This window comes from Micromonospora sp. DT44 (assembly GCF_049841635.1).
GTDB lineage: Bacteria > Actinomycetota > Actinomycetes > Mycobacteriales > Micromonosporaceae > Micromonospora.
Window position 1 is genome coordinate 1 of sequence record NZ_JBNCKS010000014.1, and the last position, 24,509, is coordinate 24,509.

A 24,509-nucleotide genomic window follows, 5' to 3' on the forward strand; every position below is an offset into this window, starting at 1 on the left:
TTGCCTAGACAACGCCGATCATGGACGCCCTCGCGTCTACTTGCGGTCCCACATCCCTTGGAATCGATCATCTAGGCCGACGGCGTCTCGCCCGCCGGCCCCGCCGGTGTCGCCGCCCGCTCGGCGGCGCTGCGCAGCACGCAGAACTCGTTGCCCTCCGGGTCGGCGAGCACCACCCAGCCGGCGCCGTCCGGCCTGGTCTGATCGTCGACGAGGGTCGCGCCGATGCCGAGCAGCCGCTCGACCTCCTCGTCCCGGGTCCGGTCGGCGGGTTGCAGGTCCAGGTGCAGCCGGTTCTTCACCGCCTTGCCCTCGGGCACGGCGATGAACAGCACCTCCGGGCCGCCCGGCGGCAGGAGCATCGCCTCCGGGTCGCCGGGGAGGTCGTCCGGCTGCATCGGGCAGTCGAAGACCTTCGACCAGAAGCCGGCCAGGGCGTACGTGTCGGAACAGTCGATGCTGATGTTGTGGATCGTCGAACTCACAGTGGTCCTCCACGAGGGTGATGTCGCGCAATCGTCGCTCAGCCGCTGATGGCCACCGGCCCGGGTACCGCCGGGGCGTCCACCGCCGGCAGCGTGACGGTCACCTCCAGGCCACCACCGGACTGGGCGACCACCCGGACCGTTCCACCGTGCGCCTGACAGACCGCGCGGACGATGGACAGCCCCAGGCCGGAGCCGCGCGCGCCGGTACGTTCCCGGCCGCCGCGCCGGAACGGCTCGAACAGCCCCGGCACGTCGGCCTGGTCCACCTCGAAACCGGTGTTGCCCACCACCAGCCACGAGCGGTCGCCGTCGGTGCCCGTCCGTACCCACAGCCGGCCGTGCAGGTGGTTGTAGCGGACGGCGTTCTCGATCAGGTTGCCGGCCAACCGGTCCAGCAGCCCCGGGTCGCCGACCACCGGGGCGGACTCCAGTGACGTCTGCACCCGCAGGCCGATCCGGTCGACCTCGCGGCGCATCGCGGACAGCGCGTTGGCGGTGCCGGTGGCCAGGTCGCACTCGCTGCGCCGGCCCAGCCGACCCCCGGCCTGGGCCTCGCTGCGGGCCAGCACCAGCAGCGCGTCCACCAGGCTGTTCGCGCGCTCCGAGGCGTCCCGCACCACGGTCGCCATCCGGCGGTACTCGGCGGCGTCCGCGTCGTCGTCACTGAGCGTCACGTCGATCTCGGTCCGCATGACGGCGAGCGGGGTACGCAGCTCGTGCGAGGCGTTCGCCACGAAACGCTTCTGCGCCTCGAACGCGGACGCGATCCGGTCCAACATCGCGTCGAACGTCTTCGCCAGCTCAGCCACCTCGTCGTCCGCGCCCGAGTAGCCGATGCGCTGGTCCAGGGTCGCCTCACCGAGCCGCTGGGCGGTCGCGGTCACCTGGTGCAGGGGTCGCAGCGCCCGGCCGGCCACCGCGTACGCGCCGGCGACCCCCACCACGCTGATCGCCAACAGCGCGACCAGGCCCTTGGCCAGCAACTCCCCGGAGGCGGAGTCGACAAGTTCGCGCTGCCACTGGGCCGCGTCCATCCGGCCGCCGTCGGAGAGCAGCACGGTCGTGCCGGGCACCAGTTCATCGGTGGGCCGCAGCGCGTCGCGGACCAGCAGCCACGCCAGTAGCACCAGGATCGCGCCCGCGCCGACCAGCAGTACGGCGTTGAGCAGCGTCAACCGCAGCCGCAGGGTGGGCCGCAGCCGTCCCGGCCGGTTCACGGCAGCACCTCGGCCGTGCGGTAACCCGCCCCCACCACCGTCTCGATCAACGGCGGATCGCCGAGCTTCTTCCGCAAGGTCATGACGGTCACCCGGACGATGGTGGTGAACGGGTCGGTGTTGGCGTCCCAGACCCGCTCCAGCAGCTCCTCGCTGGACACCACCGCGCCGCGGGCCTTGAGCAGCTCGCTGAGCACGCCGAACTCCTTGTTCGTCAGGTCCACCGGCACACCGGCGCGGGTGGCGACCCGGCGGGCCGGGTCGAGCACCAGGTCGGCCAGTTCGAGCACCGGCGGCGCGGCCGGGGTGGCCCGCCGACCCAGCGCCTGCACGCGGGCGACCAGCTCGTCGAACGCGAACGGCTTGGGCAGGTAGTCGTCCGCGCCGAGTTGCAGGCCCTCCACCCGGTCGGCCACCGTGCCGCTCGCCGTCAGCATGAGCACCCGGGTCAGCGCCCCGGAGGCGGCGAGGTCGGCGCAGATCTGGTCGCCGTGCACGCCGGGCAGGTCCCGGTCGAGCACCACCACGTCGTACCGGGTGACGAACGCCGCCTCGTGGCCGGCGTCACCGTCGTACGCCACGTCGACCGCCATGCCCCGCTTGCGTAACCCGCGCGCGATCGCGTCGGCGAGGTTGCGTTCGTCCTCGACCACCAGTACCCGCATCCCGGCCTCCTCGCTGCTGACCACCGACAACCTAGTGCCGACGGGCAACCATCCTCCCTCGCCGACGCGTCGTGCCCGCCGCTGGTCAGGTCGGCAGTCGCCACAGCCCGAAGTCGGCGTCCCGACGGCGACAGAGCAGCAGGCCGGTAGCGGCCCGGCAGTCCCCGGCGGCGTCCCGCAGCACGTCCAGCATGCGCACCGTGCCGCCTCGAACGTCCAACTCGGCGACGAGCAGACCGCCGTCGGGGTGTGGGCGTACCCCGATCAGCGGGCCGTCGACGTCGTACTGGGCGATCTCCCAGCGACCCAGCTTCGCCAGCACGCGACCGGTCGGTGGGTCGAGCACGACGAGATCCTGCGCCGCCGAACCGGAGCTGCTCTGCGTGGCCGCCAGCAACCGGTCGGCCTGCGGCCAGAACCACCCCCAGCGGTCGTCCTCCCACCGTGGCTCACCCGTCGCGGCGTCGATCGTCCGCCTCCCGCCGGCGGCGTTCTCGTTCTCCAGGCAGATGACGACGCCGCAGTCGGACACGAACGTCGCTCCGGCCGCGGGGATCCGCCAACGCTGGTCCAGATGGTCAAGTCCGTAGGCCGTGATGACGGACGGAGAGCCGTCGATGGTGGCCAGCAGGTCGTCCACCACCCGCAGGACGCGGGGCGTTCCGCCCGGAGGCGAGGGCAGGTCGGCGCGGGCCAGCACCGCTCCGGTGGCCGTTTCGCGGACCTCGACCTGTCCGCCCCCACGCAGGAGCACCAACCGGTCCACCCCGCGCGGGCCGTCGCGCAGGGTGAGGTCAAGGCCCGCCGCGATGGGCTCCTGCCAGCGCACGGTGCCGCAGCACGCGTCGACGGCGCGCAGGGCGCCCACTGCCTCGTTCTCGGCGGACCACAGCAGGATCGCGCCGTCGGGCAGTACAGCGGGCCTACCCGGCTGCTGCCAGCGATACGCGCCGGTCCGGGGGTCCAGCGCGATCGTGAGCGTCCCGGCGCCGTCCTGGCCGGTCTCGTACCCGATGGCCAGCAGCGTCTCGCCGGACCGGGCGACGCCCCAGTACCGGCCCTCGGCCGGCAGCGACGTACGCCAGACCGGCTCGCCGTTCGGCACTCGGGTGGCGGTCAACGTCCGCTGCCGCGTCGCCCCGATCGGCTCGACGAGGAAGACGACGTCGTCGAAGACGACCGCGTCGGCGCCGGCGGTGGCCGGCAGCGTCACCCCCACGCGCCGCGGATACGGCGTCGACGCGGCGAGGCCGACGAGCACCAGCAGCGCGACGAGCGCGGTGCGGGTCCGACGCCCCCTCCTCGACGCTGGGCGGGGCAGCGGATCGGGGTCCGACCCGTCCCGCAGCTCCCCGAGGTCGATCACCGCATCACTCACCGGGACAACCTCCAGAGCGCGGTCGAGCCGTCGAGCCGTCGGCAGAGCAGGACGGGCAGCGCCGACTGACACCCGCCCGCCACCTCCGGCAGGACATCCAGAATCCGCGTCCGGCCGGCGGTGAGGTCCAGCTCGGCCACGACGAGCCGACCGTCGGACGTCGGGCGTACGCCGAGCAGCGCGTCCTCCTTGCGTACCTGGTTCACGAGCTGCCACCGGCCCAACTCGGCGCGTTCCCGTCCGGTCCGCGCGTCGCGCACCGCGTACTGCTGCTCGGACGCGGCCACCAGCAGTCTGTCCCGCCGGACGTCCACCAGCATGTCCGGCCCCGGGTCCGACCAGCGGACGGCGCCGGTGGCGGGTTCGATGGTCTGGATGCCGCCGGTCTGCTGGACCGCGCACAGCAGATCCGCGCACGGGACCGCCCAGGCCACCAGCGGCACCGGTGATGTCCAGGCCCGCTCCATCGTGGGCAGCCGGAAGGCGACCAGCTCGGTGCTGCCGGGTGGTACGAGCAGCACCAGGTCGTCCACGACCTGCACCCGCTGGAACGCCGAGCGATCGCCGGGCAGCGTGTCGACGCTGTGTCGCAGGGCTCCGGTGTGGGCGTCGTACACCTGCACCTCACCGGTCGGCTGGACGAACACGATCTGGTCGACCTGCCCGCCCCGGCGGTGGAATTCGGTGCCACCGAACGGAACCGGCACCGACCACAGGAGCCGGCCGGTGTCGGGCGTCACCCGGCTCACCGTGCCCAGCGCGTCGCCCGTGTCGTGGGCGAGGAGCATGCCCCCGTCGGTCGCCCGCTGGGCGATCCCCGGGTGACGCCAGCGCCGCTGGCCCGAGCATTCCGCCTTGGATCCACACGGTCACGTAGTCACCGCTGCGGTCCAGCGCCGCCCGCCACCGACGCCGTACGCCGTCCCCGCCCGCCGGCCCGGGCTGGTCGTAGACGCTCAGGTACCGGTCCCCGGTGGGCGTGGACGCGTCGACCACCACGACGCTGTCCTCGGTGAGGTACGCCGAGGCGCCCGGCGCGGTCGGCACCGACGTGACGGCACGGTGCCGGACCGGTGTCGCGCCAGCGAGGGTGACCAGGGCAATCAGCAGCACGGCCACGGTACGCAGGGGGCGGCCGGCGGCGCGCGGCGGGCGGACCGGCGGCAGCGACCGAGGCTCGTCCCGGATCTCGCCCAGCTCGATGATCGACAAGGACCGTCCCTCCATCGCCGGCGCAACCGACCGGGTGCGGGCCGGCAAACCGGCCGTGGCCGTACCGGCCCGGCAAAAGCGACGCATCCTCGCCTGTACGATGGCGCGTCGTGGCTGTGCCGGTGGTAGACCCCTCGCTGAATTCCGTGACCGACCCCACGTCGGCCGAGGTCGAGCCGACACGGCGGCCTCGACGTCGCCCGGCCCGAGCCGACCTGTTGGCCCTCGGAGCCTATGTGGTGCTGGGCGTCTTCGTCTGCCTCAACTACTGGGGCGACGTGACCGGTCGGGTCTCGTCGCACCTGCCCACCGACCACAGTTGGTTCGAGTGGCTGTTCGCGCACGGCGCGTACTCGCTGCGGCACCTGGAGAACCCGCTGTTCACGGCCCGGCAGAACGCCCCGGACGGGGTGAACATGATGGCCAACACCTCGCTGCTCGGGGTGACGCTGCCGCTGGCCCCGCTCACCATGCTGTTCGGCCCGCAGGTGATGTACGCCCTCTACCTGGGCGGGGCCCTGGCCGCCACCGCCGGCACCGCGTACTGGATGCTCTCGCGGCATCTGGTGCGCTCGCGGGCGGCGGCCTTCGTGGGCGGCGCCTTCCTCGGTTTCGCGCCGGGCATCATCCACCACGCCAACGGCCAACCCAACTTCGTCTCCAACTTCCTGCTCCCGCTGATCGTGGTGCGGGTGCTGCGCCTCGGCGAGCCGGGGCGGTGGCGGCGCAACGGGTTGGCGCTCGGCGCGCTGGTGGCGTACCAGATCTTCATCAACGAGGAGATGCTGCTCCTCACCGCGCTGGCCTGCCTCGTCGTCGTGCTGGCGTACGCGGTACAGCGGCCCCGGGCCACCCGGGCCATGGCCGGGACGTTCCTGGCCGGGATGGGTGTGGCCGGTGGGCTGGCCCTGACGCTCACGGCGTACCCGATCTGGTTCCAGTTCGACGGCCCCCAGTCCTACCGGGGCCTGCAGGGTGGCGTCTTCCACAACTGGGGCGAGGACCTGGTCGCCTTCGTGACCTTCGCCCGGGACACCTGGGCGGGTGACCCGGAGGTGGAGAAGACGATCGGGCTGACCGAGCAGAACACCTGGTTCGGCTGGCCGCTGGTGCTGCTCTCGCTGGTGGCGCTGGTGCTGCTCGTACGCCGCTCGCTCGCCGCCCGGGTCGTCGCGGTGCTCGTCGTGGTGTTCACCGTGGCCTCGATCGGGCCGTGGGTGCGCTTCGACGGGGTGGAGACCGACATCCCCGGCCCGTGGTCGTACGTGTCGGACGAGCTGCCGCTGGTCGAGATGATGATGCCGACCCGGCTGGCCCTGGTCGTCGCCGCCGCCGTGGGCGTACTGCTGGCGCTGTTCTGCGACGCGGCGGCCCGCCAGGCCCGCGCGGGCCTCGCGCCGGCCCCGCGTGCCGGGGAGCCGGCCGCCGCGCCGGTCGCGCCGGCCGCGCCGCGCCGTCGGTGGCTGCGTCCCGTGGGGTACGCGGCGGTCGCCCTCGCCCTGCTGCCGCTGTTCCCCCGGCCGCTGCCCGCACAGCAGATCGACCCGCCGCCGCACTTCATCACCGCGGGCGGCTGGCGACCGTACGTGCCGGCGGGCCGGACCCTCGTGCCGGTGCCGATCCCGAGCAACGTGCACGGCCTGCCGACCCTGCGCTGGAGTGCCCTCACCGGGCAGGAGTTCCCGATTCCGGGCGGCTACTTCATCGGCCCGAACGAGCTGGGCGAGGGTGTCTTCGGCGCGCCGAACCGACCGACCAGCAGCCTCATCTACTCCACCATGGACTCGGGGGTCCTGCCCGCGCTCACCGACGAGAACCGGCAGCAGGCCGTCGAGGATCTGCGGTTCTGGCGGGCGTCGGTGGTGGTGCTCGGCGCCCACCCGCGTGAGGCGGTGCTGCGCGAGCTGGTCACCGCGCTGATCGGGCCGCCGCAGCGCGTCGACGACGTCTGGGTCTGGGACGTCCGCGCCCTGGTGGGCTGATCAACCGACGAGGGGCCGCACGTCCCACATCCACCCGCCGTCGACCGGGCGGCCCGCGCCGAGCAGGTCGTCGACGGTCCGCCGGACGGCGTCGCCGTTGGGCAGCCGGCCGAGTACCACGACCGCCGCTCGCCAGTGCCGCAGATCCTCGACGGCCTGGCGGCGGTCGACCTCGCCGAGCACGGGCGTCACGCCGGTTTCGGCGGCCCGGCGCAGCAGCACGGCGGTGGGACGGTCCGGGGCGCCCCAGCGGGCCGCCGGGTCGTCCGGCCCGCTCGGTCCGATGAAGTACCCGCCCGGGGCGTCGAACGACAGCCCGGTGCGCGCCGACCAGAGCATGACCGGGCTCAGCGCCGCGCCGGTGACCGGAGGCACGGACACCACGGTTCGCCCGGGTGGCACCAGCGCTCGCCATCCGCCCTCGGCGACGAAGGCCGGCACCGGCGGGACCGGAACAACGCGGATCGGTGTCGGCGTCAGCGGCAGCAACGCGGCGGCCACCGCCGACGCCCACACCAGCCGTACCGGCAGGCCCGGCACGGCCGTCCGGCGGGCCCCGGCGACGCGGTCCACGAAGAGCGCCACCAGGACGCCGAGCACCGGCACGCAGACCAGCGCGAACCGGGCCGGCACCGCGAGATCGAGCAGCGGCAGCCCGGCGACGAGCCGGTACGGGCCGGGGATCCCGGTGGCGCTGCCGTCCACCCGCAGGTCGGTGCCGAGCGACAGCAGGGCGAAGACCACACCGCAGCCGGCCAGCGCGCGGACCAGCGGTCGTCGCCACAGCCAGACCACGACCACGACGGCGAGAACCAGTAGCCCGGGGCCGAAGAACGAGTTCTCCTCCGTCGGGTTCGGTGAGAGCAGACCCGGCAGCCAGTCGTCCCCGAGCACCGTCTGCCGGGCCGAGGCGGTGAACGACGCCGCGTCGAGCTGGAAGCCGTGCGCGGCGAAGGCCATCCCGGTGTAGTGCTGCGGGCCGTGGAACTGGAACCACAGTGGGTACGCCAGCAGCACCGCGCCGACCACCGCCGCCACTGCGAGCCGGCCGAGGAGGGCCGGCGCGAGACGACGGGCCGCGGCCCGATCGGCCAGGGCGTAGCCCAGCGCGAACACCCCGGCGGCGAGCGCCAGGAAGACCAGCACCTCCTCGCCGATGAAGACCTGCCAGACGAGCAGCAGGCCGAGGCCGACACCGGGCCGCCACACCGCCGACCGGCCGGTGCCCGCCCGGAACACCAGGGCGAGGATCGCCGGCAGCAGGAACTGGGCGGCCACGTGCAGGTGCGCGCCGGCCTGGGCGACCATGCCGGGGGCGAATCCACAGACCAGCCCGCCGAGCGCGGCCGCGCAACGGGCGGAGACGAGCCGACGGCGCAGCAGCGCGTACCAGGCCGTGGCGGTGCCGGCGAGGCAGCCGACCACCGCCACACAGAACGCCACCTGCGAGCCGAACAGCAGCGTGACCGGGGCCAGCGGAACGCTCAGGCCGAGCACCGACGTGTTCGCCATCAGGTTGACGCCGTACGGCGCGTTCAGGGCGGCGCTGAAGAGCGGGTTCTCCCCCGCGACCACGGCGTGCGCCGCGTGGGCCAGCATCCACTCGAAGAGCACCTGGTCACCGGCCTGGTGGAAGAGCCGCTGAGGATGACCCCACTGCCGGCTGGTCAGCACCACGGCCAGCGCCAGGTAGCCCGCGACCACCAGCGCGTCCGGCAGCCACGCCGCTCGTGGCGGGGGCGCGGTCGGGGAATCGGCCGGCGTCGTCGACGGCGCCGTTCCCGTGGTCATCAGACCGAGCGGTCGGTCAGCGTCCGGACATCCCACACCCAGACGTCCAACTCCTGGCGACCGGGACCGACCAGCTCCTCGACGGTACGCCGCAACGGCTCGGCGTTCTGCTGACGGACCGGGAGCACGAGGATCGCCGCCCGCCAGTGCCGCAGCTCGTCCGTGAAGCGCCGGCGCTGCCGGTCGTCCAGTTTGGAGGTACGACCGGTGGTCGCCACCTCCTCCAGCAGTTGGCCCACTCCACTGGGCCGGCCACCGAACCGGCCCGGGTCACCGGTGTTGCCGTTGCGGGGGGCGAGGAAGTAGCCACCCGGGATCTTGAAGTCGAGGTTGGTCGCCGCCGCCCAGCGCATGCCGTGCGTGTTGCCCATGCTGGGCACCGGGATCGGCACGAGCGTCTGGTCGGGACCGACGTACGCCCGCCACCGGTCGGCGGTGATGAACTCCGGCACCGGGGGCCGGGAGACCATCCGCAGCGGCATCGGAGCGATCGGCAGCAGCGCGAACGCCAGGCCGGCGGCGGTGAGCGTCCGGACGGTACGTCGGTCGGCCGGCCGCAGCGCCCAGGCCCGCTCGACGGCGATCGCGAGCAGCAGGCCGATGACCACCGTGGTGATCAGACCGAACCGGGTCGGCACCACCGCGTCCAGCAGGGGCAGGTGCACCAGCAGCTCCCACGGCCCGGTGATCAGGTCCCGGTCCCACCAGGAGATCTGCTCACCGAGCGAGAGCAGGGCGAAGAACACGCCGGTCGCGGCGATCGCCCGCACGAGCATCTCCCGACGCAGCCAGACCACGACGCCGACGGCGAGCATCGACAGGCTCCAGCCGAAGAAGGCGTTCTCCTCCGAGTAGTTCGGCGCCAGGTTGACGTTGGCCCGCTGGTTGCCGCCGAGGGTGGCCGAGCCGGGCGCGAAGAAGGCGGCGATGTCGTTGCCGTAGTCCTGCACCGCGTCGCTGAGCCCGTGGTACGCCATCGGCCCGACGAACTGCACGTACAGGGGGTACGCCAGTAGCGCCCCGGCCAGCAGCGCGCAGGCGGCGAGACCGGCGGCCAGCGGTCGCCACGCCGCCCGCCAACGGGCCGGCTCCTGGACCACCACCGCGATCAGGAAGATCCCGCAGGCCAGCGCCGTGAAGAGCAGGATCTCCTCGTTGATGAACGCCTGCGCGGTGACGAGCAGAGCCAGCAGGACGCCGTCGCGGATCGGCCGGCGCGAGCGGGTCAGCACCAGGACCCGCCAGACGATGAACGGCAGCAGGAACTGGCTGATGATGTTCGGGTGCCAACTCGCGTGCGAGAGCATCGCCGGGGAGAAGCCGCAGAACCAGCCACCGACGGCCGCCGCGAGCGGCGTACGCACGATGTGGCGGCGGAGCACGAGATACCAGGCCATGGCGGTGCCGGCGAGGCCGAGCGTCACCAGCACCACGAAGGACACCGCCGGACCGAACAGCAGGGTCACCGGCACCATCGGGATGCCCAGCGCCAGCACCGCCGTGTTGGCCATCAGGTTGACGCCGTCGGGGTAGTTGAACTGCTCGGTGTAGAACGGGTACTCACCGTGCAGCACCACCCGTACCGAGTGGGCGAGGAAGAACTGCACCTGAGCCGGGTCACCGGTGTAGAGCGACGCCACCCGGCCGGCCGGGTCCAGCCAGATCCGGCTGGTCACCCAGAGGGCGGCGAGCAGGAACACCACCCCGACCGCCAGGTGCTGCCGCCGTCGGGTCCAGCGGGCCCAACGGCTCCGCCTCGGCCCGGACGCCGGGACCGTCCCGTCCGGCGCGGTGGTTCCCGACTCGGCGGTGTCCCGAGCGGTCTCGTGGGGCTCGGCCTGGTCCGGCTCGGCCTGGTCCGGGGCGACCCGGGACGGGACGGCCTCCTGCGGCGAGGTCGGGACCGGCACGGTCGTCTCGGGCACGGTGGAGGTCGGGGCGGTGTCGACATGGTCGGCCGGAGCGGCGGAGTCGCCGGGCGCCCCGACGGACCTGGCCCGGGAAGCGAGGGCGCGGGACTCGGCAGGCGTCACAGTCGGCGGAGTCTACCCGAGTGGCGAAAAGGCACTAAAGCCCCGGTGATGTCCATTGTGGCGGACGAGGAACCGGCCAGCGGCGGCGGCGCATCGGACATCTCGTACTATGGCGCTTTCCGACAGCGACGGCGAGGCGATCGGGGGCGGATCAGGTGACTCCGGGCCGCCGGCACGGCAGGACGCTCGCCGCCCTGCTGACGGCGTTGTTGGTCAGCACCGCGTGCGGTCCCGTCGCGGACCGGGCGCCTCGCGACCTGCGGGTGGGGTACGACAGCCTCGACGGCACGCTGGCCGTGTGGCCGCCCCGGGGCGATCTGTCCGGCGACCCCGCGGCGACGACGGCGGTCACCGAGGCGGTACGCGACTGGCGGTCACCGGACGACGACCGGGCGCACCTGCCGTCGTCCGGCATCCTCTTCTCCGGACGCGTCGACGGGGCCCCGGTGGCCCTGGTCGCGGCCGACGTGCCGGGCGAGAGCGCGTCCTGGCTGCTGCAACTCACCGGAGACGGCGGCCGGTACGCGATCAGCCGCGCCACCGAGTACACCGACCCCGGCTACCTGGTCTACTCCGACGTGCTGCCGGTCCAGACGAGCGGCGGTCGGCGCTACCTGGTCTCGGCCCGGGTGCAGCAGTTGCTCGGGCCACAGGGGCGGGCGTTGGCCGTCGCCGACGGCCTCAGCGCGCCGGTCGACGTGCCGGCCTGCGCGGCGGTCGGCGTGACGGCGACCCTGCGCGCCACCGAGTCACTGCCCCGGGGTCGGGCCGCCGACCGCCTGCTCGACCTGGGCACCGGCACGACCGACCCGCGTTATCCGCTGGTACGGGACGAGTCCGGCGCCGGCCGGCGGGCGCTCACCGGCCTGGACACCTGCGTCCTGGCCGGCGATCGGGGCCCCTTCGGCAGTATTCCGCGCCGGATCGGCGACCGGGACGCGCCGAAGTCGGTACCGACGTCCTGGCCGATGGCGAAGCTCTCGGTCCGGTCGCTCGGCGAGGTGGCGCTCGGCGGCGGCGAACCGGCCGAGTTGCAGCAGCTCAGCTGGGACACCGACGCCGGCACGATGACCGCCGTCGTCTACCGGCCGACGGACGGGAGCGCCCCGGTGGTCTCGCCGGCCGACCGGGCCACCCCGTTGCAGACGTACCAGCTTCCGATCCCCAACCAACCGCTGCTGGTGCTCAGCTGGCGGGCCACCCGGGACAGCTCGCTCTCCGTACCGCCGGGCACCCCGCTGCTGGTGGAACGCCCCGGCCTGGTGGTCGTGCCGGAGCCGTCCCGCACCCAGACCTACAGCCTCGCCAACACCGACAAAACCCACTACCGCTCAGTAAGCCCCCACCGCTAACCCCCCGGCCCCACCCCGCCCACCCCCCACCCCGTCGATCATGGGGTTGTGGTGGGGATTCCATGTGTATTTGCCCCTTTTACGAGGCACCACAACTCCATGATCGACGGGGCAAAGCGGGCACGCGCGGACGCGCGGACGCGCGACGGCGGGCGCCCCCGGGAGGGGCGCCCGCCGTCGGTGGAGTTGGGGCTAGTTCTGGGCTGCCGTGTTGCTGGTGGGGGTCAGGTGGTCCGGGGTGGCATCCAGGCCGGAGATCCAGCCGGTGACGTTCCGGGCGACGTCCTGCGCGGTCAGACCGAGGTCGGCGAGGATCTGCGCGCGGGTGCCGTGCGGGTGCCACTCGGCCGGTACGCCCAGGTCCTTGAGCGGCACCCGGACGTCGGCGTCGCGCAGCGCCTGGCCGATAGCGTCGCCGACACCGCCGACGCGGACGCCGTCCTCGATGCTGACCACGAGCCGGTGGCGGGCGGCCATGTCGACCAGCTCGGCCGGGACCGGGCGCACCCAGCGGGGGTCGACGACGGTGACGCCGTAGCCGTGTTCGGCGACCCGGGCGGCGACCTCCATGCCCATCTGGCCGAAGGAGCCGACGGCGACGAGGAGCACGTCGGTACGCGCCGACTCGGCCAGCACGTCGACGGTGCCGACCCGGCGCAGCGCCGGCAGGTCCGCGGCGACCGCGCCGGTCGGGAAGCGCAGGACGGTCGGGCCGTCATCGGTGGCGACCGCCTCGCGCAGCTCCTCGCGGAGGGTGGCGGCGTCCCGGGGAGCGGCGATCCGCAGACCGGGCACCACCCCGAAGACCGACATGTCCCAGATGCCGTAGTGGCTGGGGCCGTCCGGGCCGGTGATGCCCGCCCGGTCCAACACGAAGGTCACCGGCAGCTTGTGCATCGCCACGTCCAGCAGGACCTGGTCGAAGGCGCGGTTGAGGAAGGTGGCGTAGACGGCGACCACCGGGTGCAGGCCACCGAGCGCCAGGCCGGCCGCCGAGGTGGCGGCGTGCTGCTCGGCGATGCCCACGTCGTACACCCGCTCGGGGTACTTGCGGGCCAGCTTGGCGATGCCGGTCGGCTCGGCCATGGCGGCGGTGATGCCCACCACGTCGGGCCGTTCGTCGGCGACGGCCAGCAGTTCGTCGGAGAAGACGTGGGTCCACTTCACGGACGGCGCGGCCAGCAGGGTGCCGGTCTCCACGTCGAAGGCGCTGCTCGGACCGTGCAGGCAGTCCGCCTCGTCCTCCTCGGCCGGGCGGTAGCCGTACCCCTTGCGGGTCACGGCGTGCACGATCACCGGGCCGCCGAAGTTCTTCGCCGCGCGCAGGGCCGACTCGACGGCCGCCACGTCGTGCCCGTCGACCGGGCCGACGTACTTGATGCCCAGGTCCTCGAACATGGCCTGCGGCGCGACGGCGTCCTTGATGCCCTTCTTGACCGCGTGCAGCACCTCGTACATCGGCTTGCCGACAAGCGGGGTGGAGCCGAGGGCGTCCTTGACGGTGTCGAGGACCTTCTCGTAGCCCGGGTTGAGTCGCAGCGAGGAGAGGTGGTCGGCCAGCCCGCCGATGGTGGGCGAGTAGGACCGGCCGTTGTCGTTGACCACGATGACCAGCGAGTTGCCGGCGGTGGCGATGTTGTTCAGCGCCTCCCAGCACATGCCGCCGGTGAGGGCGCCGTCGCCGACCACGGCCACGACGCTGCGCTGTTCACCCCGCAGGGCGTACGCCTTGGCCAGGCCGTCGGCGTAGGAGAGCGCGGTGGAGGCGTGCGAGTTCTCGATGAGGTCGTGCTCGCTCTCGGCCTGGCTCGGGTAGCCGGAGAGGCCACCGCGCTGGCGGAGCTTGTCGAAGCCGGCCTGACGCCCGGTGAGGATCTTGTGCACGTACGCCTGGTGGCCGGTGTCGAACAGGAGCCGGTCCCGGGGGGAGTCGAAGACGCGGTGCATGGCCAGCGTCAGCTCGACCACGCCGAGGTTGGGCCCGACGTGCCCGCCGGTGCGGGAGACCTTGGCGATCAGGAAGTCCCGGATCTCGGCGGCGAGCACATCCAGTTCCTCGCCGGACATCCGCTTGACGTCCTGTGGACCGCGGACCGTCTCCAGCAGCCGACCGTGGTTGGCCGTGTCCTCTTCAACGCTCATGACCGGAGAGTCTATCGGCCGCCCGGTACTCCGCAGCCTGGCCCGAGCCGCTCACCCCGGAGCAGCCGGCTGAGCACCTGGTCAGGCTGGCGGCAGCAGCAGTCCGACGCACTCGACGTGCTGGGTCATCGGGAACAGGTCGAAGCCGCGCAGCGCCGTCATTCGCCAGCCCAGCTCAGCGAAGGTGCGGACGTCCCGGGCGAAGGCCGCCGGGTCACACGCCACGTACGCGACCGCCCGTGGACCGGCGGCGGCCAGGGCGCGCACCACCGGGGCACCGGCGCCGGAGCGCGGCGGGTCGAGCACCACCACGTCGACCGGGCCGGTGATCCGTCGGCGGGCCAGCGCGGTCTCCACCCGTGCCGACACGACCTCGACGCGGGGCAGGTCGGCCAGGTTCTCCCGGGCGGCGGCGACACCCTGCGCGGAGGCCTCCACCAGCGTCACCCGACCGGACGCGCCGACGCGGGCGGCCAGCCCGGCGGCGAACAGCCCGGCGCCCCCGTAGAGGTCCCAGGCGACCTCGCCCGGCCGTGGGTCCAGAAGCTCCAGCACGGCCGTGTTCAGCGTGTCGGCAGCCGCCGGGTGCACCTGCCAGAAGGCGGACGCGGGCAGCGCCCAGTCCCGCCCGGCGGCCACCTCACGGACCTCGGTGGGGCCGCTCACCGGGGTGACGACCCCGTCGCGGACCTCGGCGACGCTCACGTCCCCTCCGCCGCTGGCGACGGTCTCCACCGCCTCGGCCGCCGGCCAGCGCGCGCCGGTCGGACCGAGCACCGCAAGCTGTTGGATGGCGGGGTGGGCGATCCGGCAACGGTCGATCGGCACGACCTCGTGCGAGCGGTGTTTGAGCAGGCCGGCCCGATCGGCGGCGTCGACCGCGTAGCGGACCCGCGTACGCCAGCCGAGCAGCCCGCCCGGCAGCGCCTCGACCCGGACGCCCAGCCGGTCCAGCTCGACGTCGGTGAGCCCGCCGAGACGGGCCAACTGCTCACGCACCACGGCGGTCTTCCAGGCCAGCTGCGCGGGCGGGGCGACGTGTTGCAGGTCACAACCACCGCAGGCGCCCGGCTTCGCGTACGGGCAGGGCGGCTCGACCCGGTCCGGCGACGGGTCCAGGACGGTCACCGCGTCGGCGCGGACGAACCCCCGGTGCACCTCGGTGACCTCGGCGATCACCCGTTCCCCGGGCAGCGCGTGGCGGACGAACACCACCTGCCCGTCCACCCGGGCGACGCAGTGCCCGCCGGGGGCCACCGCGTCGACGGTCAGTTCGATCCGCTCGGCCTCGCCGAGGCCCCGTTCGGACGTCGGGGTCGCACCCGCGGTCGTACGCTCAGTCACGGCTGTCTCCCAGCTTCTCGCCGTCCACCGGGGCGGCCTCGCCGGGCGGCGGCGCGGCCACCGCCGCCGGCACGGTGCCCCGGGGTCCACGCGCCGGCGTGTTGGAGAGCGTGGCGTCGAGCCGGTCCAGGTTCTTGCTGGCGGTCGAGGCGAGCTGCCACGGCACGCTGACCACCATGACCCCCGGTTCGAAGAGCAGCCGGCCCTTGAGGCGCAGCGCGCTCTGGTTGTGCAGCAGGTTCTCCCACCAGCGCCCCACCACGTACTCGGGGATGAAGACGGTGACCACGTCGCGCGGCGACGTACGGCGGGTGGAGGCGACGAAGTCCAGGATCGGCCGGGTGATCTCCCGGTACGGCGAGTCGACGACGGTGAGCGGGATGGCCATCTCCCGCCGTTCCCAGTCGGCCTGGAGGTCGCGGGTGTCCTTCTCGTCCACGTTGACGGTCACCGCGGTCAACGTGTCCGGGCGGGTGGCCCGGGCGTACGCGATGGCCCGCAACGTCGGCTGGTGCAGCTTGCTGACCAGCACGATCGCGTGGTTGCGGGCGGGCAGCACGCCCCGGCTCTCGTCCGGCGGGGTCAGTTCGGCGGCGACCCGGTCGTAGTGCCGGCGGATGGCCAGCATCAGCGCGTAGATCACCGCCATCGCGGCGATTGCGATCCACGCGCCGAGCAGGAACTTGGTGATCAGGACGATCACCAGCACCGTGCCGGTCAGGCCCATGCCGAACGTGTTGATGGCCCGGGAGCGGTGCATCCGCTTGCGCGCGTCCGGGTCCCGCTCGGTGCGCAGCCGCCGGTTCCAGTGCCGGATCATGCCGGCCTGGGAGACGGTGAACGAGACGAACACCCCGACGATGTAGAGCTGGATGAGTCGGGTCACCTCGGCCTGGAACCCGACGATCAGGACGATCGCGAAGAGGGCGAGGAAAGTGATGCCGTTGGAGAAGGCCAGCCGGTCGCCCCGGGTGTGGAACTGGCGGGGAAGGTAGCGGTCCTGGGCGAGGATCGAGCCGAGCACCGGGAAGCCGTTGAACGCGGTGTTCGCGGCCAGGAACAGGATGAGCGCGGTCATCCCGGCCACCACGTAGAGCAGGAACGAGCCGGAGCCGAAGACCGTCTCGCCGAGCTGGGTGGTCACCGTCTTCTGCACGTACCCCTCGGGGCCCGAGACGATCTGCAGGGCCGGGTCCTCGACGAACTGGAGGTGGGTCAGCCGGGCCAGCCAGATGATCCCGACGAGCAGGCTGACCGCGATCGCGCCCAGCAGCAGCAGTGTGGTGGCGGCGTTGCGGCTCTTCGGCGCCTTGAACGCGGGAACGCCGTTGGAGATCGCCTCGACGCCGGTGAGCGCGGCGGCGCCCGAGCTGAACGTCCGCAGCAGCAGGAAGACCAGCGCGAAGCCGGTCACGCTGTGCTCGGCCTGGATGACCAGGTCGGCGCTGGGCGCGCGGAGGTCGTCGCCCAGAACGAAGACGCGGAACAGCCCGGTGAGCAGCATTCCGCCCATCACGATCACGAAGCCGTAGGTGGGGATGGCGAAGGCGGTGCCCGACTCGCGCAGCCCGCGCAGGTTGACCGCCGTCAGCAGGACCACCGCGACGACCGCGATCATGACCTTGTGGGTGGCCACGAACGGCACCACCGAGCCGAGGTTGGCCACGCCGGAGGAGACCGACACGGCCACTGTGAGCACGTAGTCGACCAGCAGGGCGCTGGCCACCCCGACGCCGAACTTCGGGCCGAGGTTGACCGTGGCCACCTCGTAGTCGCCGCCGCCGGAGGGGTAGGCGTGCACGTTCTGCCGGTAGCTGGCCACCACCGTGAGCATCACCACGACGACCGCGAAGGCGATCCACGGGGAGAACAGGAACGCCGACGCCCCGGCGATGGACAGGGTCAGCAGGATCTCGTCAGGCGCGTACGCGACGCTGGACAGCGCGTCGGAGGCGAAAACGGGCAGCGCGATGCGCTTCGGCAGGAGGGTGTGCTGAAGGCGGTCGGACCGGAACGGTCGACCGAGGAGCAGGCGCTTCAGCAGCGAGGTGGGACTGGCCACGAACGCCAAGAGTACGACCACCACTATGCGAACGCGGGGGAGGGCGATCACCGCCTCTCACGGCGGCGGGGTACGGTCGGTCCCCGTTCGCGACCGGGACGTGGCAGGCTCGCACTCGAAGGCCACCGGCAGCGGGAACGGTACGCACCTTGGGAGGGACAGCGTGCACGTCGTGATCATGGGATGTGGGCGGGTCGGATCGACCCTCGCCCACAGCCTGGAGTCCCGGGGACACTCGGTGGCGGTGATCGATCAGGACGCCGACGCCTTCCGCCGGCTCGGCCCCGACTTCGCCGGCGTCACGGTGACCGGGGCGGGCTTCGACGGCGACGTCCTGCGCCAGGCCGGCATCGAGCGGGCGGACGCCTTCGCGGCAGTCTCCAGCGGCGACAACTCCAACATCATCTCGGCGCGCCTGGCCCGCGAGACGTTCGGCGTGTCCCGGGTCGCGGCCCGGATCTACGACCAGCGCCGGGCGCAGGTGTACGAGCGCCTCGGCATCCCCACCGTGGCGACGGTGCGCTGGACGGCCGACCGGATGCTGCGGCACCTCGTGCCCGAGGGCAACGTGGAGATCTTCCGCGACCCGACCAGCACCGTGTCGATCGTCGAGGTCCCGGTGCACCGGGAGTGGATCGGTCACCCGGTGCACGTGCTGGAGCAGGCCTCGGGTGCGCGGGTCGCCTACCTGATCCGCTTCGGCATCGGAACGCTGCCCACCGCGTCCACCCTCGTACAGGAGGGTGACCAGGTGTTCATGCTGGTCAGCGACGACATCGTGGCCACGGTCACGGCGGTGGCGGCGACGCCGCCGGAAGGAGGGCACTGAGCCATGCGGATCGCCATCGCCGGCGCCGGCAACGTGGGCCGTTCGATCGCCCAGGAGCTGATCGAGAACGGCCACCAGGTGATGCTGATCGAGCGTCAACCCAAGATGCTCCGACCGGACCGGGTGCCCGCCGCCGAGTGGGTGCTCGCCGACGCGTGCGAGGTGGCCAGCCTGGAGGAGGCGAACGTCGCCGGCTGTGACGTGGTGGTCGCGGCCACCGGCGACGACAAGACCAACCTGGTGCTGTCGCTGCTGGCCAAGACCGAGTTCGCGGTGCCCCGCGTGGTCGCCCGGGTCAACCGGGCGGAGAACGAGTGGCTCTTCACCGAGCAGTGGGGCGTCGACGTCGCGGTGAGCAAGCCCCGGGTGATGGCCGCCCTGGTCGAGGAGGCGGTCACCGTCGGCGACCTGGTCCGGCTCATGACGTTCCGGCAGGGCGAGGCCAACCTGGTCGAGATCACCCTGCCGCCGACCGCCCCGTACGTCGGTCAGCCCCTGCACGCGGTGCCGCTGCCGCGCGACTCCGCCCTGGTGGCGATCCTGCGCGGCAAGCGTGTCCTGGTGCCCAGCCCGGACGACCCCATCGAGGCCGGCGACGAGTTGATCTTCGTTTGTACGGCTGAGGTGGAGGACGACGTGCGCGCGGTCATCCTCGGCCCGGACAGCGTCGAGCGGACCCGCGGCTCACGCTGAGCCGGCCCTGGCGTTGTTGGCCCTGCTCAGGCGCCGGGCAGCGGGGTGGGCTGCGACTCCCGGGTGACCCGGCGCACCGTCCAGACGGTGATGAGCAGCAACAGCGCGTACGGCGGATATCCCAGGGCCAACCGGGCGACGCCCAGCGCGGTGTCCTGGTGGGCCAGGTAGAGCCCGGCCTGCACGCCCACCTTGGCGAGCCACACCACGCCCCAGAGCACGGTCAGCCGGGTGAAGGTGCGCACCAGCTTCGGGTCGGTCCGCCATTCGGAGCGGCCCTTGGCGACCAGCACCGACCAGATCCAACCGACGAGGGGTTGTCGGACGGCCGCCGAGATCAGCAGGGCGATGCCGTAGCCGATGCCGTAGAGGATGCCGGGCAGGTAGAAGTCGCGCTCGTCGCCGGTGCGCCACGCGATGGCGGCGCCGATGCCGACGCCGAACAGACCGTTGACCGCGTGTCGGATCGGCCGGCGCTGGGCCAGCCGCAACCCGGCGATCAGCAGCGCGAGGGCCACCGAGGCGATCACGGCGAGCCGCAGGTCACCGATGATGTTGGCCACCACGAAGACGACCACCGGAATGCTCGACTCGACCAGCCCACGCCAGCCGCCGAGCTGGTCGGCCATCTGCTCGGCGATCGTCGGCAGCGCTTCGTCGTCCTCCGGAGGAGTCGCCGGTTGTGCCGCCCGGTCCTGTCCCGTCGTCATGACCGGCCTTCCGTCCGCGGCGCCGTCACTTCGGCGAGTCCAGCTCGTAGTACGGGTTGTAGATGACCTTGCGGTCGTCGCGCATCGCCACCCGGCCACGAGCGGTCAGGTGCCGCCCCGGCTCGATCCCGGAGATGTGCCGCCGGCCCAGCCAGACCAGCGTGACGACGTCGCTGCCGTCGTACAGGTCGGCCTCCAGCGTGGGCAGGTTGGTGCGCGGCGTGTAGACCACGGTGCGCAGCCGACCGGCGACCGAGACCAGTTGGCCCCGGGAGCACTGCTGGGCCAGGACGCCACCGCACTCGGCGCTCTCCTGCCGCAGCTCCTGCGCGTCGATCTCGGCCTCGCTGGCGGTGAACCGTTGCAGGATGCGCCGCAGCGACACCTTGCTCTCGTCGGTCGTCATGACCTCCGCGTCACCCTCTCCACGTTCGCCGGGACCGGCCCGGCTCCGGCGACGCCGGAACCGTCCCGCCAGCGTACGCCGACAGGGCCGGTTCCGGCGGGCCGGGACGCGGTCGTTCAGACCTGGCGGGGCTCGCTGGACGCGTCCTCGACCTGGTCGGCCATCTCGCGGGGCAGTCGCAGCGGCAACGGCTCACGGACCGGCTTCGCCTCCTGGCCACGGTCGACCACAAGGCCTTCCAGGCACTCGGCGAGCGGGCCCGAGCTGGCCGAGTCGGTGGCCGCCGGGCCCTGGAAGACGCCGCGGACCATCCAGCGCGGCCCGTCGACGCCGACGAACCGCAGGTTGGTCGGGCCGTCCGGGGTCCGTACCTGGGCGTGCAACTCCGTGCCGTACTCGCCGTCGACCTCCTGCGCGGAGGCGCCGTCCCGCAGCAGCGACTGCCGGATCTCCTCGCGCACCTCGTCCCAGATCCCCTCGGACCGGGGGGCCGCGAAGACGCCGAGCTGCAACGCGTTGTCCCCGTGCACCAGCACAACCTGCTGGATCACGCCCTGCGGGTCGGCCTGCACCCGCACCTCCACCTCGGCGACCGCCGGAATGTGCAGGCTGCCCAGGTCGAGTCGCTGCACCTCGTCGTCAACCTCGGAGATGTCGTACGGCCCGCGCACCAGCGCCGCCGCCGCGCCGCCCTCGTCGAGGACCTCGGTGGCCCGCTCGTCGCGGGTGTGCCGCCCGGCATCGGCCCGCTTTCGGGAGAAGATCACTGCGCCCACCCTCCGCTGTTCACGATCACCCTGCCACTTCTTCCGTCTGCCCGCCGGCCGGCGACGGCACCAGCTGAGCGTGCCCACCGGTCGAACCGTGCCCACCGGTCCCACGCGTGGACCCGGGCAGCTCGGCCACCGGCTCGAACCGCGCCCGTGCCACGCGCTGGATCACGAGCTGGGCGATCCGGTCCCCGCGAGAGATCTTCGCGGGCGTGTCCCGATCATGGTTGATCAGGTTGACCATGATCTCACCCCGGTAGCCGGCGTCGACCGTACCGGGCGCGTTGAGCACCGTCACGCCGAGCCTGGCCGCCAGGCCGGACCGGGGGTGGACCAGGCCCACGTAGCCCTCCGGCAGGGCGACGGCCACGCCGGTGGGCACCAGTGCCCACCCGCCGGGCGGCAGCTCCACGTCCGCGGCGGCCACCAGGTCGGCCCCGGCATCGCCGGGATGGGCGTACGTGGGCATCGGCAGCTCGGCATCGAGCAGCCGTACGGGCACGGGTACGACGTCGGTCACGGGTCCCCTCTTCGGTCCGGTTGTCTCCGGTGACCCTGCCATCCTGCCGGTTGGCCGGCCCGCCGTGCGCCGTACCCTCGCAGGAGTGAGCATGTCGCCCTCCCCGTCCGCCGATCGGCCAGGGGTTCCGGCCCGCCCGGCGTACGCCGAACGGCTGGACCTGCCCTGGTGGCTGTGGCTGATCAGCCTGGTGGCCGCCGGACTGCTGGCGGTCGAGATCTGGATGGGTGGTTCCGGCGCCCGCGCCTGGCTGCCCTTCGCCGTCCTGCTGCCGGTCACGGCCGTCGGGCTGTGGTGGCTGGGCCGGATCGGGGTGGCGGTCGTCGACGGTGAGCTGCGGGTGGACGACGCCCGGCTGCCGGCGCGCTTCGTGGCCGACGTGGTCCCGTTGGACGCCTCCGGGCGTCGTGAGGTGCTGGGCGTGGGCGCGGACCCGCTCGCCTTCGTGGTGCAGCGGCCGTGGATCAGCGGCGCGGTGCAGGTGGTGCTCGACGACCCGGCCGACCCGACCCCGTTCTGGGTGGTGAGCAGCAGGCGTCCGGTCGAGTTGGCCGAGGCGCTGCTGGCCGCGCGGGACACCGCCAGGCCCGCCGGCACCCGGCCTGCCGACACCCGGCCCGCCGACACCGGCCCCGGAGACGCCAGGCCCGCCGCCGCCAGGTCCGCCGACACCACGGCTGGCGAGCCGGGCTGAACGACGCCCAGGGCCGGCCCCAGGCCCGCCCCGGGACCCGCTCAGGGCCCGCTCAGGTGCCCGTGGGCGGGCCGGGCAGGGCCTGCGGTGGCGCCGGCCGGGCGATGCCGCGACGACGAAGGTCCGCCTGGAGCTGGTCGGCCATCTGGCGGGTGGCCCGGCGGTTCAGGAAGCTGGCCACCGCCGCGCCCGTGAGGAACGGCCCGAGGGTGGTGAGGTTGCGCCCGAAGCGGCGCAGCAGCATGTCCCGCATCTCCTTGCGGGCGGCGGTGCCGAGCACCGCGCCGACGCCCACGCCGGGCACCATCGGGTTGACCCCGCGCTGAGTGGCCCAGGAGTGCACCAGGGCCACCGCCCGCTGACTGCCGGCGTCCGGCAACGACACGCCGTGGATCTCGTGCAGCTCACCGATCAGTTTCAGCTCCACCGCCACGACGGCGACGGTCTCGGCGGCGAGCAGCACGGGCGCGGAGAGCAGCGTGGGCGCCACCGTCCACTCGACGGCGGCGACTCCCCCGCCGGCCGCGCCGATCCCGGCCGTGGCGCGGGAGGCGTTGCGGATCAGTCGCTCGGCCAGGGCGGCGTCGTCCAGGCCGGGAAAGTGTCGACGCAGGGTGGCCAGGTCCCGGACCGGCACGTGCGGGGCTATCTCAGCCACCGTGTCGACCATCCAGCGCACCGCGGCGCGGGGCTTGAACAGGTCGGAGATGCCCCGGCTGCGGGCCTGGGACACCATCCGGGTGAGTAGTTGGCGTCGCCGGGCCGGCGCGATGTTGTCCTCGGTCAACGCCGCGACGGTGGCGCCGAGGTCGTCCGCGCCGCCGTCGGTGGTGTCGCCTCGATCGCTCATGGGTGGAACCTCCCGGTGCTGTGGCTACCCGCTACGAGTCAAACAGGTACCCACCGGCGTCGCACGCCTACACCGGCAGCGGCGGCCCCGATGAGGAGGCCGCCGCCGGTGTCGTGCGTGTCAGACGCACTCTCGGCAGATCAGCTCGCCGTTGCGCTCGACCGCCAGCTGGCTGCGATGGTGGACCAGGAAGCAGCGGGCACACCGGAACTCGTCCTGCTGCATCGGTAGCACCTTGACAGTGAGCTCCTCGTCGGCCAGGTCGGCACCGGGCAGCTCGAAGCTCTCGGCGACCTCGGCCTCGTCGACGTCCACCGCGCCCGACTGTGAGTCGACGCGCCGTGCCTTGAGCTCTTCCAGGCTGTCCTCGCCGAGGTCGACCTCGTCGCGACGCGGGGCGTCGTAGTCGGTGGCCATCGGATGTCACTCTCCCATATCGATGTTGTCGCTTCCGGTTGTAACGCCGGACGACTCTGTTTCGGTTCCGCTGGCCGGCAACCACTTGTGTCGGGCACCCGACCCGCGGACCGTACGGGTCGGGACCGCTGGGGCCACTCCCCTGCGAGCGCGGAACCTTACCCCCCTTGGGCGAGGCATGTATACCGCCCTCGCGGCTGAGATGTACGCCCCCGCACGCGAAGTTGTTCCCAATGTGATTCAGGCGACACGAAGATAGGGGTAGTAGTACCCGGTTCGCGGTCGGCGCGCCGGCATGTCGGACTGTTTCCACGCGACGGCCGGACAACCGTTAACCTCAGCGGCGTATTCGACGGCCGACGGTCAGCGCGATCGTTGGCGGCCGCCACCACCCACCTCAGCTCCGGGAGCGCCCAGATGAGTTTTGCGCGAGTGCGAGCACTCGTCGTCGTCGGCCTGCTGGGGGTCCTGGCGCTGGCGTTCGTGATCACCGCGATCGTCCGGGACAGCCAGGGCAAGGCCGGCGCGGCGGGCAGCTGCCCGGACGGCTGGCCGCTGGCCGACGTCACCCTGCACGAGACCAAGGACGTCAAGATCAACGTCCTGAACGCGACCGACGAGCCGGGCCGGGCGAGCGCCGTCGCCGACGACTTCCGTAACCGCAAGTTCCAGGTCAAGAAGGTCGGCAACGCGCCCAAGGGCATCGACGACGTGGCCGTGCTGAAGTTCGGCCCCAAGGGTGTGAGCTCCGCCCACCTGCTGAAGGCGTACTTCCTGGACAACGCCGATCCGGTCTACGACCCCAAGCGCACGGACGACACCGTGGACGTCGTTTTGGGCAACGGCTTCCAGCAGCTCGCCACCACCACCGAGGTCAACCAGTCCCTCGGTGACCTGGGCCCGCCGGTCGCGCCGCCGGGTTCCTGCCCGTCCCCCGGCCCCAAGAAGTGACGG

General features: G+C 72.8%; 22 protein-coding genes. 6 read left to right on the plus strand and 16 right to left on the minus strand.

Annotation, left to right across the window (positions count from 1 at the left end; genetic code table 11):
* Positions 1–71 precede the first annotated feature (71 nt).
* From ACLQ25_RS10535 to ACLQ25_RS10555, 5 genes are all read right to left on the minus strand, one after another.
* Positions 72–485, minus strand: a complete 414-nt coding sequence (locus ACLQ25_RS10535; RefSeq protein ID WP_425730706.1) for a VOC family protein — start codon at positions 483–485, stop codon at positions 72–74.
* 38 nt (positions 486–523) lie between these two features.
* Positions 524–1,705, minus strand: a complete 1,182-nt coding sequence (locus ACLQ25_RS10540; protein ID WP_425730707.1) for a sensor histidine kinase — start codon at positions 1,703–1,705, stop codon at positions 524–526.
* A complete protein-coding gene (locus tag ACLQ25_RS10545) occupies positions 1,702–2,370 on the minus strand; it encodes a response regulator transcription factor (RefSeq protein ID WP_355053305.1) in 669 nt (222 codons plus the stop codon). Before ACLQ25_RS10545 ends, ACLQ25_RS10540 begins: the two co-directional genes overlap by 4 nt.
* 85 nt (positions 2,371–2,455) lie before the next feature.
* Positions 2,456–3,748, minus strand: a complete 1,293-nt coding sequence (locus ACLQ25_RS10550; RefSeq protein ID WP_425730708.1) for a PQQ-binding-like beta-propeller repeat protein — start codon at positions 3,746–3,748, stop codon at positions 2,456–2,458.
* Positions 3,745–4,536, minus strand: coding sequence for a PQQ-binding-like beta-propeller repeat protein (locus ACLQ25_RS10555; protein ID WP_425730709.1), 792 nt, complete (start codon positions 4,534–4,536; stop codon positions 3,745–3,747). The genes ACLQ25_RS10550 and ACLQ25_RS10555 overlap by 4 nt, the downstream gene beginning before the upstream one ends.
* 570 nt (positions 4,537–5,106) lie before the next feature.
* Here ACLQ25_RS10555 and ACLQ25_RS10560 point away from each other — a divergent pair.
* On the plus strand, positions 5,107–6,942 hold the full coding sequence (locus tag ACLQ25_RS10560) for a hypothetical protein (protein WP_425730710.1): 1,836 nt from the start codon (positions 5,107–5,109) through the stop codon (positions 6,940–6,942).
* Here the strand turns inward: ACLQ25_RS10560 and ACLQ25_RS10565 are convergent, their stop codons facing one another.
* Together ACLQ25_RS10565 and ACLQ25_RS10570 are read right to left on the minus strand one after the other, a co-directional pair.
* Positions 6,943–8,733, minus strand: coding sequence for a hypothetical protein (locus ACLQ25_RS10565; RefSeq protein ID WP_425730711.1), 1,791 nt, complete (start codon positions 8,731–8,733; stop codon positions 6,943–6,945). It abuts the gene before it with no gap.
* On the minus strand, positions 8,733–10,448 hold the full coding sequence (locus tag ACLQ25_RS10570; protein WP_425730791.1) for a hypothetical protein: 1,716 nt from the start codon (positions 10,446–10,448) through the stop codon (positions 8,733–8,735). Before ACLQ25_RS10570 ends, ACLQ25_RS10565 begins: the two co-directional genes overlap by 1 nt.
* 473 nt (positions 10,449–10,921) lie before the next feature.
* Here ACLQ25_RS10570 and ACLQ25_RS10575 point away from each other — a divergent pair, with 473 nt between their 5' ends.
* Positions 10,922–12,118: a hypothetical protein gene (locus ACLQ25_RS10575; RefSeq protein ID WP_425730712.1), complete on the plus strand. Its 1,197-nt coding sequence runs from the start codon at positions 10,922–10,924 to the stop codon at positions 12,116–12,118.
* A gap of 192 nt (positions 12,119–12,310) precedes the next feature.
* Here ACLQ25_RS10575 and dxs read toward each other — a convergent pair whose 3' ends face one another.
* The 3 genes from dxs to ACLQ25_RS10590 all read right to left on the minus strand — a co-directional run bounded on the left by dxs (position 12,311) and on the right by ACLQ25_RS10590 (position 17,666).
* Positions 12,311–14,260, minus strand: a complete 1,950-nt coding sequence (gene dxs / locus ACLQ25_RS10580; RefSeq protein WP_425730713.1) for a 1-deoxy-D-xylulose-5-phosphate synthase — start codon at positions 14,258–14,260, stop codon at positions 12,311–12,313.
* An 81-nt stretch (positions 14,261–14,341) separates the two neighbouring features.
* Entirely contained in the window at positions 14,342–15,604 is a 1,263-nt protein-coding gene (locus tag ACLQ25_RS10585; RefSeq protein ID WP_425730714.1) for a class I SAM-dependent RNA methyltransferase, read from the minus strand.
* Positions 15,597–17,666: an APC family permease gene (locus ACLQ25_RS10590; RefSeq protein ID WP_425730715.1), complete on the minus strand. Its 2,070-nt coding sequence runs from the start codon at positions 17,664–17,666 to the stop codon at positions 15,597–15,599. Before ACLQ25_RS10590 ends, ACLQ25_RS10585 begins: the two co-directional genes overlap by 8 nt.
* 163 nt (positions 17,667–17,829) lie before the next feature.
* Here ACLQ25_RS10590 and ACLQ25_RS10595 point away from each other — a divergent pair, with 163 nt between their 5' ends.
* On the plus strand, positions 17,830–18,495 hold the full coding sequence (locus ACLQ25_RS10595) for a potassium channel family protein (protein WP_425730716.1): 666 nt from the start codon (positions 17,830–17,832) through the stop codon (positions 18,493–18,495).
* Positions 18,496–18,498: 3 nt separating this feature from the next.
* On the plus strand, positions 18,499–19,188 hold the full coding sequence (locus ACLQ25_RS10600) for a potassium channel family protein (RefSeq protein WP_355053285.1): 690 nt from the start codon (positions 18,499–18,501) through the stop codon (positions 19,186–19,188).
* A 26-nt stretch (positions 19,189–19,214) separates the two neighbouring features.
* On the opposite strand, the gene ACLQ25_RS10605 is transcribed toward ACLQ25_RS10600, so the two are convergent.
* From ACLQ25_RS10605 to dut, 4 genes are all read right to left on the minus strand, one after another.
* Positions 19,215–19,898, minus strand: coding sequence for a DUF3159 domain-containing protein (locus tag ACLQ25_RS10605; RefSeq protein WP_425730717.1), 684 nt, complete (start codon positions 19,896–19,898; stop codon positions 19,215–19,217).
* A gap of 25 nt (positions 19,899–19,923) precedes the next feature.
* Complete coding sequence (locus ACLQ25_RS10610; RefSeq protein WP_357122730.1) at positions 19,924–20,304, minus strand: OB-fold nucleic acid binding domain-containing protein; 381 nt, start codon at positions 20,302–20,304, stop codon at positions 19,924–19,926.
* A 116-nt stretch (positions 20,305–20,420) separates the two neighbouring features.
* Positions 20,421–21,071: a DUF3710 domain-containing protein gene (locus ACLQ25_RS10615; RefSeq protein WP_425730718.1), complete on the minus strand. Its 651-nt coding sequence runs from the start codon at positions 21,069–21,071 to the stop codon at positions 20,421–20,423.
* A gap of 25 nt (positions 21,072–21,096) precedes the next feature.
* The gene (dut, locus tag ACLQ25_RS10620; protein WP_425730719.1) at positions 21,097–21,594 is read right to left on the minus strand and encodes a dUTP diphosphatase; all 498 of its coding nucleotides are present in this window, start codon (positions 21,592–21,594) and stop codon (positions 21,097–21,099) included.
* A gap of 85 nt (positions 21,595–21,679) precedes the next feature.
* On the opposite strand from dut, the gene ACLQ25_RS10625 reads away from it, so the two are divergent.
* Positions 21,680–22,288, plus strand: coding sequence for a DUF3093 domain-containing protein (locus ACLQ25_RS10625; protein ID WP_425730720.1), 609 nt, complete (start codon positions 21,680–21,682; stop codon positions 22,286–22,288).
* Between the two features lie 52 nt (positions 22,289–22,340).
* On the opposite strand, the gene ACLQ25_RS10630 is transcribed toward ACLQ25_RS10625, so the two are convergent.
* On the minus strand, positions 22,341–23,138 hold the full coding sequence (locus tag ACLQ25_RS10630) for a hypothetical protein (RefSeq protein WP_425730721.1): 798 nt from the start codon (positions 23,136–23,138) through the stop codon (positions 22,341–22,343).
* Between the two features lie 120 nt (positions 23,139–23,258).
* Positions 23,259–23,555 (minus strand): DUF4193 domain-containing protein, encoded by a 297-nt coding sequence (locus ACLQ25_RS10635; protein ID WP_007075406.1) that lies wholly within the window; start codon positions 23,553–23,555, stop codon positions 23,259–23,261.
* 432 nt (positions 23,556–23,987) lie between these two features.
* Here ACLQ25_RS10635 and ACLQ25_RS10640 point away from each other — a divergent pair, with 432 nt between their 5' ends.
* Complete coding sequence (locus ACLQ25_RS10640) at positions 23,988–24,506, plus strand: LytR C-terminal domain-containing protein (RefSeq protein ID WP_357123363.1); 519 nt, start codon at positions 23,988–23,990, stop codon at positions 24,504–24,506.
* Positions 24,507–24,509: the final 3 nt, after the last annotated feature.

Excerpts from the sequence above, each read along its gene's own strand:
- ACLQ25_RS10545 (WP_355053305.1), bottom strand. The coding sequence starts at position 2,370 with ATGCGGGTACTGGTGGTCGAGGACGAACGCAACCTCGCCGACGCGATC.
- ACLQ25_RS10610 (WP_357122730.1), bottom strand. The coding sequence starts at position 20,304 with ATGACGACCGACGAGAGCAAGGTGTCGCTGCGGCGCATCCTGCAACGG.
- dxs (WP_425730713.1), bottom strand. The coding sequence starts at position 14,260 with ATGAGCGTTGAAGAGGACACGGCCAACCACGGTCGGCTGCTGGAGACG.
- ACLQ25_RS10565 (WP_425730711.1), bottom strand. The coding sequence starts at position 8,733 with ATGACCACGGGAACGGCGCCGTCGACGACGCCGGCCGATTCCCCGACC.
- ACLQ25_RS10635 (WP_007075406.1), bottom strand. The coding sequence starts at position 23,555 with ATGGCCACCGACTACGACGCCCCGCGTCGCGACGAGGTCGACCTCGGC.
- ACLQ25_RS10605 (WP_425730717.1), bottom strand. The coding sequence starts at position 19,898 with ATGACGACGGGACAGGACCGGGCGGCACAACCGGCGACTCCTCCGGAG.
- ACLQ25_RS10600 (WP_355053285.1), top strand. The coding sequence starts at position 18,499 with ATGCGGATCGCCATCGCCGGCGCCGGCAACGTGGGCCGTTCGATCGCC.
- ACLQ25_RS10555 (WP_425730709.1), bottom strand. The coding sequence starts at position 4,536 with ATGCTCCTCGCCCACGACACGGGCGACGCGCTGGGCACGGTGAGCCGG.
- ACLQ25_RS10630 (WP_425730721.1), bottom strand. The coding sequence starts at position 23,138 with ATGAGCGATCGAGGCGACACCACCGACGGCGGCGCGGACGACCTCGGC.